At 76.5% G+C, this 15619-nt stretch carries 15 protein-coding genes and 1 pseudogene; 7 read left to right on the top strand and 9 right to left on the bottom strand.

Features of this window, described 5'->3' with window-relative positions; genetic code table 11:
- Nucleotides 1–296: 296 nt before the first annotated feature.
- The gene (locus HHL19_RS15315; RefSeq protein WP_169089750.1) at nucleotides 297–701 is read right to left on the bottom strand and encodes a hypothetical protein; all 405 of its coding nucleotides are present in this window, start codon (nucleotides 699–701) and stop codon (nucleotides 297–299) included.
- A gap of 97 nt (nucleotides 702–798) precedes the next feature.
- Here HHL19_RS15315 and HHL19_RS15310 point away from each other — a divergent pair, with 97 nt between their 5' ends.
- Together HHL19_RS15310 and HHL19_RS15305 are read left to right on the top strand one after the other, a co-directional pair.
- Complete coding sequence (locus tag HHL19_RS15310) at nucleotides 799–1575, top strand: MBL fold metallo-hydrolase (RefSeq protein WP_169089749.1); 777 nt, start codon at nucleotides 799–801, stop codon at nucleotides 1573–1575.
- An 8-nt stretch (nucleotides 1576–1583) separates the two neighbouring features.
- Nucleotides 1584–2312: a VTT domain-containing protein gene (locus HHL19_RS15305; RefSeq protein ID WP_169090088.1), complete on the top strand. Its 729-nt coding sequence runs from the start codon at nucleotides 1584–1586 to the stop codon at nucleotides 2310–2312.
- Here the strand turns inward: HHL19_RS15305 and HHL19_RS15300 are convergent.
- From HHL19_RS15300 to HHL19_RS15290, 3 genes and pseudogenes are all read right to left on the bottom strand, one after another.
- Complete coding sequence (locus HHL19_RS15300) at nucleotides 2292–3602, bottom strand: MBL fold metallo-hydrolase (RefSeq protein WP_169089747.1); 1311 nt, start codon at nucleotides 3600–3602, stop codon at nucleotides 2292–2294. The two genes, HHL19_RS15305 and HHL19_RS15300, sit on opposite strands and share 21 nt — an antisense overlap.
- On the bottom strand, nucleotides 3599–4864 hold the full coding sequence (locus HHL19_RS15295; protein ID WP_169089745.1) for an aminotransferase class I/II-fold pyridoxal phosphate-dependent enzyme: 1266 nt from the start codon (nucleotides 4862–4864) through the stop codon (nucleotides 3599–3601). Before HHL19_RS15295 ends, HHL19_RS15300 begins: the two co-directional genes overlap by 4 nt.
- A gap of 82 nt (nucleotides 4865–4946) precedes the next feature.
- Nucleotides 4947–6014, bottom strand: a pseudogene (locus HHL19_RS15290) (molybdopterin-dependent oxidoreductase); the annotation flags it as partial.
- 559 nt (nucleotides 6015–6573) lie between these two features.
- Here HHL19_RS15290 and HHL19_RS15285 point away from each other — a divergent pair.
- Together HHL19_RS15285 and HHL19_RS15280 are read left to right on the top strand one after the other, a co-directional pair.
- Nucleotides 6574–7389 carry a methyltransferase domain-containing protein gene (locus tag HHL19_RS15285; RefSeq protein ID WP_169089743.1) on the top strand — a complete coding sequence of 272 codons (816 nt, stop codon included), beginning with the start codon at nucleotides 6574–6576 and terminating at the stop codon, nucleotides 7387–7389.
- A 99-nt stretch (nucleotides 7390–7488) separates the two neighbouring features.
- Nucleotides 7489–7824 (top strand): DUF6204 family protein, encoded by a 336-nt coding sequence (locus HHL19_RS15280; RefSeq protein ID WP_169089741.1) that lies wholly within the window; start codon nucleotides 7489–7491, stop codon nucleotides 7822–7824.
- Here HHL19_RS15280 and HHL19_RS15275 read toward each other — a convergent pair.
- The 3 genes from HHL19_RS15275 to HHL19_RS15265 form a co-directional block, all read right to left on the bottom strand.
- Nucleotides 7805–8362, bottom strand: coding sequence for a GNAT family protein (locus tag HHL19_RS15275; protein ID WP_169089739.1), 558 nt, complete (start codon nucleotides 8360–8362; stop codon nucleotides 7805–7807). The genes HHL19_RS15280 and HHL19_RS15275 overlap by 20 nt on opposite strands.
- 776 nt (nucleotides 8363–9138) lie before the next feature.
- On the bottom strand, nucleotides 9139–9501 hold the full coding sequence (locus tag HHL19_RS15270) for a hypothetical protein (protein WP_169089737.1): 363 nt from the start codon (nucleotides 9499–9501) through the stop codon (nucleotides 9139–9141).
- Complete coding sequence (locus HHL19_RS15265) at nucleotides 9498–9749, bottom strand: lipopolysaccharide assembly protein LapA domain-containing protein (RefSeq protein ID WP_169089735.1); 252 nt, start codon at nucleotides 9747–9749, stop codon at nucleotides 9498–9500. Before HHL19_RS15265 ends, HHL19_RS15270 begins: the two co-directional genes overlap by 4 nt.
- A 169-nt stretch (nucleotides 9750–9918) precedes the next feature.
- On the opposite strand from HHL19_RS15265, the gene HHL19_RS15260 reads away from it, so the two are divergent.
- The 3 genes from HHL19_RS15260 (at nucleotide 9919) to HHL19_RS15250 (ending at nucleotide 12645) form a co-directional block, all read left to right on the top strand.
- Nucleotides 9919–10680 carry a GntR family transcriptional regulator gene (locus HHL19_RS15260; RefSeq protein WP_169089733.1) on the top strand — a complete coding sequence of 254 codons (762 nt, stop codon included), beginning with the start codon at nucleotides 9919–9921 and terminating at the stop codon, nucleotides 10678–10680.
- Between the two features lie 155 nt (nucleotides 10681–10835).
- Nucleotides 10836–11924, top strand: a complete 1089-nt coding sequence (locus HHL19_RS15255; protein ID WP_169089732.1) for an adenosine deaminase — start codon at nucleotides 10836–10838, stop codon at nucleotides 11922–11924.
- 67 nt (nucleotides 11925–11991) lie between these two features.
- On the top strand, nucleotides 11992–12645 hold the full coding sequence (locus HHL19_RS15250; RefSeq protein WP_169089730.1) for a GntR family transcriptional regulator: 654 nt from the start codon (nucleotides 11992–11994) through the stop codon (nucleotides 12643–12645).
- 28 nt (nucleotides 12646–12673) lie between these two features.
- On the opposite strand, the gene HHL19_RS15245 is transcribed toward HHL19_RS15250, so the two are convergent.
- Entirely contained in the window at nucleotides 12674–13618 is a 945-nt protein-coding gene (locus HHL19_RS15245; protein ID WP_169089728.1) for an LD-carboxypeptidase, read from the bottom strand.
- The gene (locus HHL19_RS15240; RefSeq protein ID WP_169089726.1) at nucleotides 13615–15612 is read right to left on the bottom strand and encodes a prolyl oligopeptidase family serine peptidase; all 1998 of its coding nucleotides are present in this window, start codon (nucleotides 15610–15612) and stop codon (nucleotides 13615–13617) included. Before HHL19_RS15240 ends, HHL19_RS15245 begins: the two co-directional genes overlap by 4 nt.
- Nucleotides 15613–15619 lie beyond the last annotated feature (7 nt).

Below are 15619 nucleotides of genomic sequence, written 5' to 3'. Positions count from 1 at the left end.
CCCGACCACCCCGTCGTGAGCTGCACCCAGCGGGGTGTCGCCGCCGCCGTGTGGGCAGGTGTTCCGCAGGGCGGAACGGGTGGGCACACCCACGGTGCGGGTCCGCGTGTGCGGGGCGTTCAGGCGCGGGAACCTGGGCCCGGTTAGGGGCGCCGTCCGTTGTGCCCACCCTCCCCCAAGCTCTCGGCTTCGCTCGAGCAGGGGGGACCCCCATCGCCCCTGCGGAACGTATGCCCACAACGGGGGGCGACGGGCGCAGCCCGCAACGGGGGCCCGGGCGCGCCCGGCGGGGGGGGTCAGGTGCCGTCGTAGCCGGCGGTGGGCATGGAGAGGCGGCGGTGGACGGCGGCCTTGGCGGCGGAGTCGTAGAGGGGCAGCGGCCCGCCGGCCGTCTCGACCCGCACGCCCCGCCGCGCGCACTCCGCACGGAACTCCGGCACCGAGGTCAGCGCCCGCGCGAGCACCCGCTCGTTCGCCGCGACGAAGACGTCGACCTCGCCGGACTCGACGTCGGCCCAGAGCGCGTCGTGGTCGGGGCGGACGCCGTAGCAGTGGAGCTCGCGCGCGAGGACGTACCCCCGTTCCACCGCCCAGCGGGCGCACACCGCGTGCTGGGCGCGGGTGTCGACGAGGAAGGGGTCGGAATCGAGTTCTTCGAGCGGGGTCAGGCTGGCGATCGCCGCGACCCGGACGTCGTTCATGGGCCGACCCTACTGCCCGGCGCGGCCGCACGGGAGGGGCGCCGGGCCTCTACCCTCGGGAGGGAGAGAGCGCGGGCGAGGGAAGGGCGGCAGGCCGGTGGAGGTCACCTGGTGGGGGCACGCGACCTGCACGGTCGAGGACTCCGGGGTCCGGTTCCTCACCGACCCGCTGTTCGCCCGGCGCCTCGCGCATCTGCGGCGCCGCCGGGGCGCCCCGCCGCCGCCGGAGGCGACCGTGGCGGAGGCGGTGCTCGTGTCGCACCTGCACTCCGACCATCTGCACCTGCCGTCGCTCGCCCGCCTCGCGCCCGGCACCCGGCTGCTCGTGCCGCGCGGCGCGCCCGGAGCCGTACCGGGTCTGCGGAGGCTGGCGGCGGGGGCGGGGCTGCGGCTGACGGAGGTCGTACCGGGCGACGAGGTGACGGTGGAGGGCGTGACCGTGCGGGCGGTGCCGGCGCGGCACGACGGGCGGCGGCTGCCGTTCGGCCCGCACCGCTCCCCCGCCCTCGGGTACGTCGTCGAGGGCGAGGCGCGGACGTACTTCGCCGGGGACACCGGTCTGTTCGACGCGATGGCGGAGGAGGTCGGTCCGGTGGACGTGGCGCTGCTGCCGGTCGGCGGCTGGGGCCCGTACCTGGGGCAGGGGCATCTGGACGCGGGGCGGGCGGCGGAGGCGCTGGCCGCGCTGTCGCCGGCGGCGGCGGTACCGGTGCACTACGGCACGTACTGGCCGATCGGCCTGGACGGGGTGCGGCCGCACGAGTTCCACGCGCCGGGCGACGAGTTCGTGCGCCACGCGGCGCGCCTGGCGCCGAAGGTGACGGTGCACCGGCTCGCCCACGGCGAGCGGGTGCGGCCGGAGGTCGCCCGGTGACGGGTGGGGTGCTCGCCGCGGTCGGCGACCTGCCGCTGGAGTCGACGCAGCAGGCGGTCGGCTATCCGTCGCTGTTCCTCCTGGTGGCGCTGGGTGCCCTGGTGCCGGTGGTGCCGACGGGGGCGATCGTCAGCTCGGCGACGGTGGTCGCCTTCCACCAGTCGTCGCCGTTCTCCCTGCTCTTCGTCTTCCTGCTCGCCTCGTCCGCCGCCTTCCTCGGGGACCTGGCCCTCTACTGGCTGGGGCAGCGCGGCGTGCGGTCGCGGAACGGTTCGCGCTGGCTGGCGACCCTGCGCGCCCGGGTGACCCCGGACCGGCTCGCGCAGGCGCAGGAGCGGCTCGACACCCATCAGGTGTCGGTGCTCGTCCTGTCCCGGCTGGTCCCGGCGGGCCGCATCCCGGTCATGCTGGCCTGCCTGCTGGCCCGCATGCCGCTGCGCCGCTTCGCCCGCGGCGACTCGGCGGCCTGTCTGGCGTGGGCGGCGACGTACCAGCTCATCGGCATCCTCGGCGGTTCGCTCTTCCCCGAGCCCTGGCAGGGCGTGGTCGCCGCGGTCGGCCTGACCGTCCTGATCGGCGCGGCTCCGGCGGTGTGGCGACGGCTGCGGGGCGGCGACCGGGGCGGGGACGGGCGGGGCGGCGACCGGGGCGGGGACGGACGGGGCGGCGACCGGGGCGGTGACGGCGAGGGGCGGGACGGCGACCGGCCGGGCGGGCTACGGCACGAGGACGCGTGAGCCGCCGACCGGGAGGGTCCACAGGTCCTCGGCGGGCAGCCCGGCGTGCGCCCAGGCGGCGCGAACCCGGGTGAGGGGTTCCAGGACGGGTTCGGAGGAGAGGACGAAGGTGGCCCAGTGCATGGGTGCCATCCGGCGGGCGCCCAGGTCCTGGAGGGCGCGGACGGCCTCCTCGGGGTCGGTGTGGACGTCGCGGAGCCACCAGCGCGGGGCGTAGGCGCCGATGGGGAGGAGGGCGAGGTCGATGCCGGGGTGGCGGCGGCCGATCTCGGCGAACCAGTGGCCGTATCCGGTGTCCCCGGCGAAGTGGACGCGGTGCCCGGCGGGGTCGGTGAGCACCCAGCCGCCCCACAGGGAGCGGCAGGTGTCCAGGAGGGTGCGCTTGGACCAGTGGTGGGCGGGGACGAAGTCGAAGCGGACGCCGTCGAGTTCGGCCGCCTCCCACCAGTCGAGCTCGGTGACCCGGGTGAAGCCGCGGCGGACGAACCAGCGGCCGAGGCCGGCGGGGACGAGGACCGGGGTGGCGCGCGGGAGGCGGCGGAGGGTGGGGGCGTCGAGGTGGTCGAAGTGGTTGTGGCTGATGACGACGGCGTCGACCGGCGGCAGGTCCTCCCAGCGGACGCCGACCGGGGTGAGCCGGGCGGGCGTGCCGAGGATCCGGCGGGACCAGACGGGGTCGGTGAGGACGGTGAGCCCGCCGACCCGGAGGACCCAACTGGCGTGCCCGGCCCAGGTGACGGCGACCGTGGACGGCCCGGCGGGCGGCAGCGGCCCGGGTTCGAACGGCAGCAGGGGCGCGTCCCGGAGCCCCTCGGGGCGGGGTCGTACGGCCCCTTCGCGAGCGAGCCGCGCGAGCGCCCGCACACCGGGCAGGGGCGCGGTCAGCCGGTCGGCGAAGCTCCGGGGCCAGTCCACCCGCAACCGCCCGAGCGGCTGCAGCACCGAGGTGGGGAGGACGGCGGCCCCGGTCGGGCGGGGGTGGTCGGCGGTCGCGTCCGGGCGCGGGTGGTCGGGGGGCGCGGAGGCGTGGGGGTGGTCCGGGGGCGCGGACGCGTGGGCGTGGTCGGCGGGCGCGGACGCGTGGGGGTGATCGGCGGGCGCGGACGCCTGGGGGTGGTCGGCGGGCGCGGACGCGTGGGGGTGGTCGGCGGGCGCGGACCGGCGGGAGGTCTCCGCGGGCGCGGCCGGGCGCGAGGGGTCGGCGGGCGCGGTGCGGTGCGGGGCCTCGGGGGGCGCGGCCGGGGGCGGGGCCTGGGTGGCCGGGGCGGGGTCTGCCGTCCGTTCGGTCATCTGCGGGCTCCGTTCTGCGCGGTCGGGTGGGCCAGGTCGTCGAGGACGGCGGTGAGGGCGGCCAGGGCCCGTACCGTCTGGGGCAGTTGTTCGGGTTCGCGGGTGGCGAGGGTCTCGGCGCGTTCGGGCGGGGTGGCGCCGAGCAGCGGCCCGGTGGCGAGGCGGACGCGCAGGGCGCCGATCTCGTCGCCGAAGCGGTGGCCCCCGGGGGCGGGGGCGCCGAGCCGGTCGGTGAGGTACTGCTCCAGTTCCAGGGAGTCGGTGACGCCCCGGGCGGCGAGGCCGGCGCGGAGCGGGCCGAGGTCGGCGTAGAGGTGGCGGCCGGCCTGCGGGGGCCGGGCGAGGGCTCCGGCGGCGAGGACGGCGCGGTGTGCGGCGGCGGCGAGCCGGCCGTGGACGGCGGCGGCGCGCAGGGCCGGTACGAGGACGTCTTCGGGTTCGTCGAGGGCGTGGGCGACGGCGGGCGCGACGGGGGCGGGGAGCACGGCGCCGAGGGCGGTGAGGACGTCGAGGGCACGGGCGCGCGGGTCGCCGTACCGGTCGGCGCGGGTGGGACCGGTGGGCGGGAAGCGGGCGACGGCGCAGGGCCAGGAGGCGGGGACGAGTCCGCCGCCGGCGAGGTCGGCGAGGACGGTGACGTCGTCGGGGCACATCTCGGCGGGGCTGAGCAGGACGGTGTCGCGGGGGTGGTGGAGGGTGTCGCGCCAGGTCTCGTCGCTGATGACGTGGAGGCCCTCGGCGACGGCGGCCTCGCAGCTCTCGCGGACGAGTTCGGGCGGGGGGACGGTGGCGGTCGGGTCGTCGGCGACGGAGAGCAGCAGCACCCGGGGGTCGCCGCCCTCGGCGCGGACCCGGCGGACGGTCTCCAGGAGTGCGTACGGGTCGGGGACGCCGCCCGCCTCGGCGGTGGTCGGCACGTGGTACGCGGGCCGGCCGAGCAGCCGGATCTGCGGGGTCCACCAGGCGGGGCAGGGCCGGGGCAGCAGCACGTCGCCGCCGTGCGCGGCGAGGAGGGCGAGGAGCAGGGCGGGGGCGCCGGGGGCGGCGAGGGAGTCCTCGGCGTGGCCGCGCAGGCCGCGGCGCCACCAGTAGCCGGCGGCCGCCTCGCGCAGCACGGGTCCGCCGCCGGGCGGTTCGGGGTCGGTCCGGCCGGCGGCGGCCGCGAGGAGGGCGGCGAGTCCCGGGGGGACGGGCCGGCCGCTCTCGGGCACGGGGGGTCCGTAGCGCACCGGGCCGCGGCCTTCCGGAGCCGTCTCCCGCATGTCCCGCACCTCCTGAGCGCGCGGGGCTCCGGGTACGGCAGCCCCGTGCCCTTTATACGGAGGTTCGCCCCCGTCCGCCCGTTCAGGCGACGGTGATCGGGTGACGGACGACGGCGTCGACGAGGTAGCCCTGGGTGTTGTGGACGGCGGTGTCGGGCTGGATGTTCCGGGCGACGGCGGTGGTGCGGGAGAGGGAGGTGGCGGGTCCGCCCTGGAGGCGGGCTGCGTGCCGGGTAGCCCCGCCGTCGGTGGAGACGTCGACGGAGCGGACGGGCGCGTGCGCGGACCAGGCGCGGCCGGTGAGCCGGTGGATCCTGCCCGCTTCCGGTGGTGGCGCCGAAGGGCGCTGGAAGCCGGGCTTGAAGGCCCGGCGGGCGATCGGGGCGCTGCCGCCGGCCGGGTGGGGCTCCCCGAAGAGGCGGTACCAGTCGGTGGACCAGGGGCTGGCGAGGGGGCGGATGGAGACCTCGATGTCGCCGAGCCACGTGACGGAGGCGACGCCGCCCCAGTGCGGCACGATGAGCCGGACGGGGCGCCCGTGGTCGTACGGGAGGGGCTCGCCGTTCATCTCGTACGCGAGGATCACGTCGCCCAGCGCCTTGGCGGCCGGCAGCGGGCGGCGGCGGGCGGCCGTGGTCGGCGCCACCGGAGACGTACGGGTCGTCCAGGCCGCGCGGCAGCAGGCCGACGGCGTCGTGGGCGAGTCCGGCGCGGCGCAGCACCTCGACGAGGCGGACGCCGCGCCCCGCGGGCGGCGCCGACGGCGCCGAGCGTCCGGGCGATGCCGGGGACGGGCCATCCCTGCCGGGTGGCGTAGAGGCTGCGGCCGTTACCGACGCATTCGACGAGGGCCGTCCGGGTGACGGAGGGCAGGTCGCGGAGCTGCCCGTGGATGAAGCGGACAGGGGCGCGGCCGTGGAGGCCGTGGAGGCCGTCGCCCCGGAGGGTGAGCCGCCAGTCGGCGGCGTCGAGAACCGGGGGGGGGAGGTGTGGTTGCGGGCGAAGAAGCGGTCGGCGGGGTGAGGAACCCGGTGCCGCCGAAGGCGTCGAACCGGGCTTCGGCGTTGGTGCCGCGCACGGTGAAGTGGGCGTCGGGCAGCGGCTTGACGATGCCGGGCGCGGCGGAGGAGAGCGTGGGGGTGGCGGCGGAGGCCGGGGGCGGAGGCGCCGGGTACGACGGCGGGGCCGGGTCAGAGGTGTTCGGGGGGCGGGCGTGAGCGGGTGCGACACCGGCGGATGCGGCGCAAGCGGGTGCGGTGCGGACGAGTGCGGTACGGGCGGATGCGGTACGGGGCTCCTCGGCACGGTCACGGGTCGGTCCGCCGGGCGGGCGGCGGGCCGATCGTAGGCGCGTGCGGGGCGCCGCGGCCGGGGTGGCGGGGTTCCGTTCACGAGGCTGTCACGAGGACGGCCGAGAAGGACACGGCGGCGGCCCGGTTCCCCCCACGGTCCGGGCCGCCCCGCGCGGCACGCGCCCCCGTTGCGCGTCCCCCCACACGGAACGATATAGAAGTCGTTTCTAGAAACCAACTTCAATCCCTCCACTTCTCGTCACGACCCGGCGAGAAGCCGCCCGAACTCCCCTCGATTCCACGAGCGTTCACCACCCTCCTCTCCACCGAGCGAGTCCACATACCAAGACAGCAGTCTCACTATCCGGTGATCGGTCGTACGGTGGACCCACCACCCACACCGAGGGAGTCGGTTCCATGACGCAGCAGCAGCCCGTCGTCTACACCCATGGCCACCACGAGTCGGTCCTCCGTTCCCACACCTGGCGCACGGCCGCCAACTCGGCGGCGTACCTGCTGGGCGAAGTGCGCCCGGGGCTCGACGTGCTGGACGTCGGCTGCGGGCCCGGCACGATCACCGCCGACCTGGCAGCGCTGGTCACCCCGGGGCGGGTGACCGCCGTGGACACCTCCGAGGAGGTCCTGGACAAGGCGCGCGCTACGGCCACCGAACGGGGCCTGGAGAACGTGGAGTTCAAGGTGGCGGACGTCCATTCACTGGACTTCCCCGACGACTCCTTCGACGTCGTCCACGCCCACCAGGTGCTCCAGCACGTGGGCGACCCGGTGGGCGCGCTGCGCGAGATGCGCCGTGTCTGCCGGCCCGGCGGGATCGTCGCGGCCCGCGACAGCGACTACGGCGCGTTCGCCTGGTATCCCGAACTGCCCGTCCTGGACGGGTGGTTGGAGCTCTACCACCGGGTGGCGCGCGCCAACGGCGGCGAACCGGACGCCGGGCGGCGGCTGTTCGCCTGGGCGCTGAGCGCCGGACTCTCCGACGTCTCCGTCACGACGAGCGCCTGGACCTTCACCACCCCCGAGGAGCGGGCCTGGTGGAGCGGCCTGTGGGCGGACCGCACCACGACCTCCTCTTACGCGGACCTGGCGGTCGGGGGCGGCCACGCCACCCGGGCCGGGTTGGCGGAGATCGCCGCGGCCTGGCGCGAGTGGGGCGCCCGGGAGGACGCCTGCTTCATGGTGCCGCACGGCGAGATCCTCTGCCGCGTCTCCTGAGCCGGGAATATTGGCGCGCGCCCGGTGCAGCCCCCTGCCTAGGGTGGAGGGTCGTCCGCCGTCGGGGCGGGCACCGGGAGCGCCACGGGAGTACGAGAGATGGGCACGCCACACACCTACCGGGTCATCGTGCGGGGCACCTTCGACGGGCTGACGCCGGAGAGCCGGGAGCAGCTGCTCGCCGGGGTGGAGGAGCACGGCCTGGCGGCGATGCGGTTCACCGAGGAGGGCTCGCTCACCTACGACCGGGCGCTGAAGCACTTCTCGTACCGGCTGGTGGTCGTGTCGGACGCCGAGGACGGCGACGAGATGGCCGGGACGCTCGCCGAGGAGCGGGTGGAGGCCGCGCTGGCCGCGCTCGGGCACGGCTACCGGGGGCTGAGGTCCACGGTGACCGACCTCGACACGATGAAGATCAACCGCAAGGGTCGGTGATCGCCCAGCGCTCGTGGTCCCGCCAGGCGCCGTCGATGAACAGCATCGCCGGGGAGAAACCCTCCAGGCGGAAGCCGGCCCGGCGGACCAGGGCGCGCGAAGGGGCGTTGCCCGGCTGGATGTTGGCCTCCAGGCGGTGCAGTCCCATCGGTCCGAAGGCGTGGGCCAGAAGGAGGCCGAGGGCCTCCCCCATCAGGCCGCGCCCGGCGGCGTGCGCGAAGGCGCCGTAGCCGAGGGCGCCGCTGCGGAAGGCTCCGCGGACGATGTTGTTGACGGTGAGGAAGCCGGCGATGCGGCCCGCCTCGCCGTGCTCGCGGCCGTGCTCGCAGACGAGGAAGCCCGCCCGGGCCGGCTCCTCGATCAGGGCGCCCGCGTAGGCGGCGTAGTGCTCGGCCGTCCGGGGCGGGAACAGCCACGGGCGGTGCAGGGCGACGCTCTCCTCGGCCCGGGCGGTGAACTCCTCGGCGTCGTCGAGGCTGAACGGCCGCAGCCCCACGCGGGGCCCGGCCGCGAGGAATTGGTCGAGTCCGTCGGGCATGCGCCCATGCTAACCGGCCCCGACCCGGGCGAGCGCCCGGACCAACCGCCCCCCGGCCCAGACCGGTCCGGTCAACAGACACCCGGACCAACCGACCCCCGAACCAGGCCGATCCGGTCAAGCAAACACCCGGACCAACCGACCCCCGGACCAGCCCGAACCGATCGGGCAGACACCCAGGCCGACGCGGCCGAACCAGCCCGGTCCAGATCGGTTCGACCCAGCTCGGTTCGGCTCGGTTCGGTTCGGCTCGGTTCGGTACGGTTCGGGCTCAGCCCAGCTCGGCCCGGCTCAACCCGACTCAGCCCGGCCCGACTCGGCCCAGCCCGGCTCAACCGGGCTCAACCCGGCTCAACTCGGCTCAGCCCAGCCCGGCTCGGTCCGGCTCAGCCCAGCCCAGCTCGACCCAGCCCAGCTCGGCCCGACTCAGCCCGGCTCGGGCGCAGCCCAGCCCGACTCGGCCCGGCTCGGCTCAGCCCGGCTGGCCCGACTCAGTCCAGCCCCGCTTGGCCCGACTCAGCCCAGCCCAGCCCAGCCCAGCCCGGCCAGGCCCGGCTCGGGCTCGGCTCGACCCGGCTCTGCCGGGCTCGGCCCGGCTCGACGGTGCTGGGCTCGACCCACCGGTCGGACCGCCCCGGAGGCGGAGGCGGCCGGCGCCGGCCGCCTCCCGGCCGTACGCCCTCCGGTCCCGCGCCCGGCCCGCCCCGCCCCGCCCGGCACGGCCCCGCCCGGCACGGCCCCGCCCGGCACGGCCCCGCGCCCGCGCCCGCGTTCGCTCAGCGGCGGGCCGTCGTCACGCGGACCGGGCAGGGTTCGCCCTTGCGGAGGACGCCGATGACGACCGTGGTGCGGCGGTCGAGGTCCGTCCCGGCGGCGGGGTACTGGGTGCAGACGCGCCAGCGCGGCGGCCACAGGACCCGTCGGTCCCGGCCGCTCGCGTCGTGGACGTCGAGCCGGATGCGGTGGTCCAGACGGGTGAAGACCCGCCACAGGCCGCCGCCCAGGAAGTCCGGCATCGGCGGCCGCGCGCCGGCCGCCGCCCGCCGGGCCCGCCGGGTGTCGGTGTCGCCCGCCGCCCCGGCCGCCACGGCGGCGAGGGCAAGGGCCGCGCCCGCCCCGATCAGGGCGCCGCGCTTCACTTGCCCCTCCTCGGGCCCCTCCGGGCCGCGTACCAGCCGCAGGCCGCGCCGAGCAGCGCGGTCGCGAGGAGGGCGAGGTAGAGCGGCATCGTCACCTCGGGGATGAGCAGCCGGATCTTGACGTCGCGGGTGTTCTCGAAGATGAAGACGAGCAGGAGGACCGCGACGACCGCCATCCCGATCCGTCCGGGGGTGACGGCGCCGAGCCTGTCACCTCTCCGCGTGCCCGCCGTGTCCTTGGGACTCATGCCCGCCGCCTCCTCCGTCGTCCGTCACGGGCGTACCCGTGGGACCAGAATGGGGGGACCGGCACGTCGAAGGGGCGGTGGACGACGCCGTCCGGGTGACTTGTCAGACAACCAGGACCGTTACGGTGGTGGGGACCGGGCGCGGGACGAGACGGCACGAGGAGGGGCCTTGGCGGCCAGCGGGCACCGGCGGCGACCTGTGGTGGCGCTCTACGAGCGGATCGCGGACGCCGTCCACGACGGCACCTATCCGCCCGGCTCCACCCTCCCCTCCGAGCCGAAGCTCGCCGCCGAGCTGGGCGTGAGCCGGCCCGCGCTGCGGGAGGCGCTGCTGCTGCTCCAGGAGGACGGGCTGCTGACCGTGCGCCGGGGCGTGGGCCGGACCGTGAACGCGCGGCCGCCGCGCCGGGGCTTCGAGCAGGTCCAGCCGCTGGAGGAGCTGATCGGCGGCGGCGCCGGGCCGCGCGTGCGGGCCCTGCTGCGCACGGTGGAGGAGCCCACCGACTTCACCACCCAGCACCTGCTGGCCCCGGCCCGCGCCGAACTGCGGTTCTGGGAGTCGGTGCTCGGCGGCGAGGCCGGACCCGCGGCGCTCTGCCACGAGTGGGCGGCCGACGACGAGGTCCTGGACCGGGTCCACCCGGCCTTCGCCGCCGCCCTGCGGGAGTGCGGTTCCGCGCCGGCGGCGGACCCCGCCGTGTCGATGCTGTCGGTCCTGCTCGGCGCCTCCCGCGAGGTCGCCCTGCACGCCCACAGCGGGATCACGGCCACCCTCCTCGGGCGACGCCGCGGCGAGCAGCTGGGCCGCCCCGCCGACACCCCCGCCGTCCTGGTCACCCAGGTCGTCCGGGTCGGGGACCTGCCCGTCCTGGCCGCCAAGCACATGCTGCCGACGGGCGCGCCCGCCCTCCCGGTCCTCCAGTCCCACTGAGCCCCGACCCGACCGCCCCGCCCCGATGGCCCGCGACCAGGGCCGGGGCCGGTGGGCCGGGGCGGGCGCGGGACGACCGCCCTCGGAGCCGTACGGAATCGTTCTTCCGGCATCCGTCTCCCTGCCGGGCGGGGCATGACGTACACTTCCCGGCCATGCACTTGTCTGACAACCCTGCCACGCCTGCCCGGGCCGCCGTCTCCGACTGGATCCGCCGCGCCCCGAAGGCCGTCCTCCACGACCACCTCGACGGCGGGCTCCGCCCGGCCACCATCGTCGAGCTGGCCCGGGAGTGCGGCTACACCGCGCTGCCGACCGAGGACCCGGCCGAGCTCGCGGTCTGGTTCCGGGACGCCGCCGACTCCGGCTCGCTGGAGCGCTACCTGGAGACCTTCGCCCACACCTGCGCGGTCATGCAGACCCGCGAGGCGCTGGTCAGGATCGCCGCCGAGTGCGCCGAGGACCTGGCGGCCGACGGGGTCGTCTACGCCGAGGTCCGGTACGCCCCCGAGCAGCACCTGGAGGCCGGCCTCACCCTCGACGAGGTCGTCGCGGCCGTCAACGACGGCTTCCGCGAGGGCGAGCGCAGGACCGGCGGCCGGATCACCGTCCGCGCCCTGCTCACCGGCATGCGGCACACCGACCGCTCCCTGGAGATCGCCGAGCTGACCGTCGCCCACCGCGACAACGGCGTCGCCGGCTTCGACATCGCCGGCGGCGAGATCGGCAACCCGCCGGCCCGCCACCTGGCCGCCTTCCAGCACCTGAAGCGGGAGAACTGCCACTTCACGATCCACGCGGGCGAGGCCGTCGGCGCGGAGTCGATCCACGAGGCCGTGCAGGTCTGCGGAACCGAGCGGATCGGCCACGGCGTGCGGATCACCGACGACATCGCCGAGGACGGCACGCTCGGCCGGCTCGCCTCCTACGTCCGCGACAACCGGATCGCCCTGGAGGTCTGCCCGACCTCCAACCTCCAGACCGGCGCGGCCAAGGACTACGGCTCGCACCCGATCGACGAGCTGCGCCGACTCGGGTTCAGGATCACCCTGAACACCGACAACCGGCTGGTCTCCGGCACCACCATGAGCGAGGAGTTCCAGCACATGGCGGACGCCTTCGGGTACGGCCCCGAGGTCTTCGAGGAGTTCACGGTCGCCGCCCTGGAGGCCGCCTTCCTGCCGCTGCCCGAGCGCGAGCGCCTCATCGAGGAGCTCGTGCGCCCGGGGTACGCGGCGCTCTGACGGAACGGACCGGCCGCGGGAAGGGAGGGCGGCGGCGGCCGCCCTCCCCGATGGAAGAATGGCGGCCATGACAGCTGCTGAGGAGTTCAGGCCCGAGTCGGAGCGGATCACGCGCACCCTGCGCGACCAGATCATCGACGGGACCCGGGCCCCCGGCAGCCGGCTGGTCGAGCGGGAGATCGCGGCCGAGCTGGACGTGAGCCGGCTCCCGGTCCGCGACGCCCTGCGGGACCTGGTGAACGAGGGGCTCGTGACGCCCCGGCCGCGCACTTGGGCCGTGGTCCGCGAGTTCACCGCCTCGGACATCGCCGACCTCGTCGAGGTGCGGTCCGCCCTGGAGATCCTCGCCTTCCGGCTCGCCGCCCAGCGCCGCACCCGCGCGGGCCTCGCCAAGCTGCGCGCCGTCCTCGACGCCGAGCAGGCGGCGGCGGCGCGCGGCGACGGCCCGGAGGCGCGGCGGGCCGCCGCGGACTTCCACGAGACGGTCACCGAACTCGCCGACAACGCCCTGCTCAACGAGTTGGAGGGCACCCTGCGCAGCCGCATGCGGTGGCTGCTCGGGCAGCACGACGACTTCACCGTCGTGGCCGAGGAGCACGAGGAGCTGTTCCGCGGGATCGAGGCGCGGGACGTCGAGCGCGTCGAGGAGCTGGCACTGCACCACCTGGAGACGAGCCAGAGCAAGGCGGCGGAGCACCAGCGGCGACTGGCGGCGGAATAGCCGCCCTCCGCCCTGCGCGGGGCGGTCGTCAGAGCAGGGCGGGTACGTCGAAGGTGAGCGTGCCCGCGTCGGCGTCGAGGACGGCCGGGACGCCGAGCGGCACGGTCGGCGCGGCGGGGTCGTGGCCGAAGCCCAGCCCCTCCACGACCGGCACCCCCAGGCCGCCGAGCCGGTCGGCGAGGAGCGCGCGGACCTCCTCGTAGGGTCCGCACTCCTCCCAGGAGCCGAGGGCGATCCCGGCGACGCCGTCGAGCCAGCCGGAACGCAGCAGTTGGGTGAGGATCCGGTCGAGGCGGTACGGCTCCTCCCCGACGTCCTCCAGGAGGAGCAGCCCGCCGCGGGCGGAGGCTCTGGCGTGCGGGGTGCCGAGGTCGGCGGCGAGCAGGCTGGCGCAGCCGCCGAGGGTGACGCCGGCGGCCCGGCCCGGCACCAGCGTGGTCCCCGTCGCCGGGGTCCGTACCGTCTCGGGCGCGAAGAGCGCGGCGCGCAGGGACTCCCGGGTGCGGGGCTCGCCGAGGAAGGCGGCGGTCGCGATCATCGGGCCGTGCAGGGTGGCGAACCCGGCGCGGACGGCGAAGGCCTCGTGCAGGACGGTGGCGTCGCTGTAGCCGATGAAGGGCTTGGGGCCGGCCGCGCGGATCGCCGGCCAGTCCACCAGGTCGACCATCCGCTGGGCGCCGTAGCCGCCGCGCGCGCAGATGACGGCGGCGACGGAGGGGTCGGTGTACGCCTCCGTGAGGTCGCGGGCCCGGGCCTCGTCGGCGCCCGCGAGGTGGCCGAGGGCCGGGTGGGTGTCGCGGACGTGCGGGGCGACGACCGGTTCGAGGCCGAAGCCGCGCAGCAGGTCGAGGCCGGTGCGGAGCCGGTCCTCGGGGATGGGTCCGCTGGTGGCGACGACGGCGATCCGGTCGCCGGGGCGCAGTCGGCCGGGCCGGGCGAGCGCCGGCACCGGGTCGGCGGGCACGGTGGTCATGTGCGCACCTCCAGTTCCGGCACGTCGGGCCGCTCGAAGCCGAAGACGCGTGCGTAGAGGGCGAGTTCGGCCTCCAGTGCGCGGATCATGGTGTCGGCGTGCCGGAAGCCGTGGCCTTCGCCGGGGAAGGCGAGGTAGGCGTGCGGGACGCCCCGGCCGGCGGCGCGGGCGAGGAACCGCTCGGCCTGGGCGGGCAGGCAGATGACGTCGTCGAGGCCCTGAAGGAGGAGGAAGGGGGCGGTGATCCGGTCGACGTGTTCGACCGGGGAGCGCTCCGCGTACCGCTCGGGCACCTCGTCGAGGCGGCCGACGAGGCCGTCGAGGTAGCGGGACTCGAAGTCGTGGGTCTCGTCGGCCCAGCCCCTCAGGTCGAGGACGGGGTAGATGATCGTGCCGCAGGCGTAGACGTCGGTGCGGACGAGGGAGGCGGCGCTGGTCCAGCCGCCGGCGCTGCCGCCGCGGATCGCGAGCCGTGCGGGGTCGGCGGTGCCCTCGGCGGCGAGGGCGGCGGCGACGGCGGCGCAGTCCTCGACGTCGACGACGCCCCACTCGCCGCGCAGCCGCTCCCGGTAGGCGCGGCCGTAGCCGGTGGAGCCGCCGTAGTTGACGTCGGCGACGCCGATGCCTCGGGAGGTGAAGTAGGCGGTCTCCAGGTCGAGGACGAGGGCGGAGTGGCCGGTGGGGCCGCCGTGGGCGCGGATGACGTAGGGCGGGAGCTCGCCCGCGGGGCCGGTGGTGGCGGGGTTGCGCGGCGGGTGGACGTACGCGTGGATGTCGCGCCCGCCGGGTCCGGTGAAGGTGCGGACGACGGGCTCGGGGTAGTGGGCGGGGTCGACCCGGTCGGTGTGCGGGGAGCCGATGACGCGGGTGCGCCCGGTGCGGGTGTCGAGTTCGACGATCTCGTGGCGCCGGTGCGCTCCGGCGGCGACGCCGAGGACGCGGGTGCCGTGGACGGCGAGGGTGGCGCTCCAGACGGTCCAGGGCCCGGGGGCGTCGGCGAGGGTGCCGGTGTCGGGGTCGAGGATGCCGAGGACGGCGTCGCCCCGGCCGTGGAGGACGGCGACGGGCCCGGTCTCCAGGGCCTTGAACCAGGTGAGGCCGGTCTGCCAGAGGGGTCCGGCGAACTCCTCCTCGCGGGGGCAGAGCGCGGCGAGCGGTCCGAGGGTGCCGTCGGCGGCCACCTCGGCCCGGTAGAGGTTCCACCAGCCGGTGCGGTCGCTCGCGAGGAGCAGCCGGCCCGCCGCGTCCCAGTCGGCCTGCGGCACCGATTCCTCCGGTCCGCCGGCGACGGTCCTGGCGTCCTTGAGGGTGCCGTCGGCGGCGATCTCGGCGAGGACGGCCTCGGTGCCGTCCCACGGCATCCGGGGGTGGTCCCAGCCGAGCCAGACGGCCCGCCGCCCGTCGGGGGAGATCCGGGGGCCGGTGACGAACCGGTGGCGTCCGTCGGAGAGTTCGCGGACGGCGGCCCGGTCGTCGGCGGCGGAGCCGTCGAGCGGGACGGCGGCGAGGACCCGGCGGACGTCGGTGGGCGCGGGGCCGGTGAACTCCTCCAGGACGCACCAGACCTCGCCGCGCCCGGGCACGATCACCGGGTCGGTCCAGCGCAGCCCGCCGCCGAGCCCGGAGACGGGGGTGAGCGGCCGGGGCTCCGCGTCCGGCCGGGCGTCGGGCTCGTAGGCGTACAGCCGCTGGTCGGGGAAGTGGCCGAAGACCACGAGGGGCCCTCCGGCGGGCCGTTCGGCGGCGGCCCAGGGGCGGCCGCCGTATTCGAGGACGCGGTTGCGGACGTTCCATGGCGCGGGCAGCAGGGTCTCCTCGGTGCCGTCGGCGCGCCGTCGGACGAGGGTCCTGCGGCCGCCTTCGGTGGGCCGGGGCGCGGTCCACCACACCTCGTCGCCGACGGCGGCCAGATGATCGGGCCGTCCGTCGTCGCCGGCGGCGAGCGCGGCGGTGACGGGCGACGGCCAGCTGCCGTAGGCGGCCGTGTTCTGCATCCTCGAA

The organism is Streptomyces sp. R302, assembly GCF_012927245.1.
Taxonomy (GTDB): Bacteria; Actinomycetota; Actinomycetes; order Streptomycetales; family Streptomycetaceae; genus Streptomyces.
The sequence above is the reverse complement of the archived record's forward strand: the minus strand, read 5'-3'. Positions and strand labels throughout refer to the sequence as shown.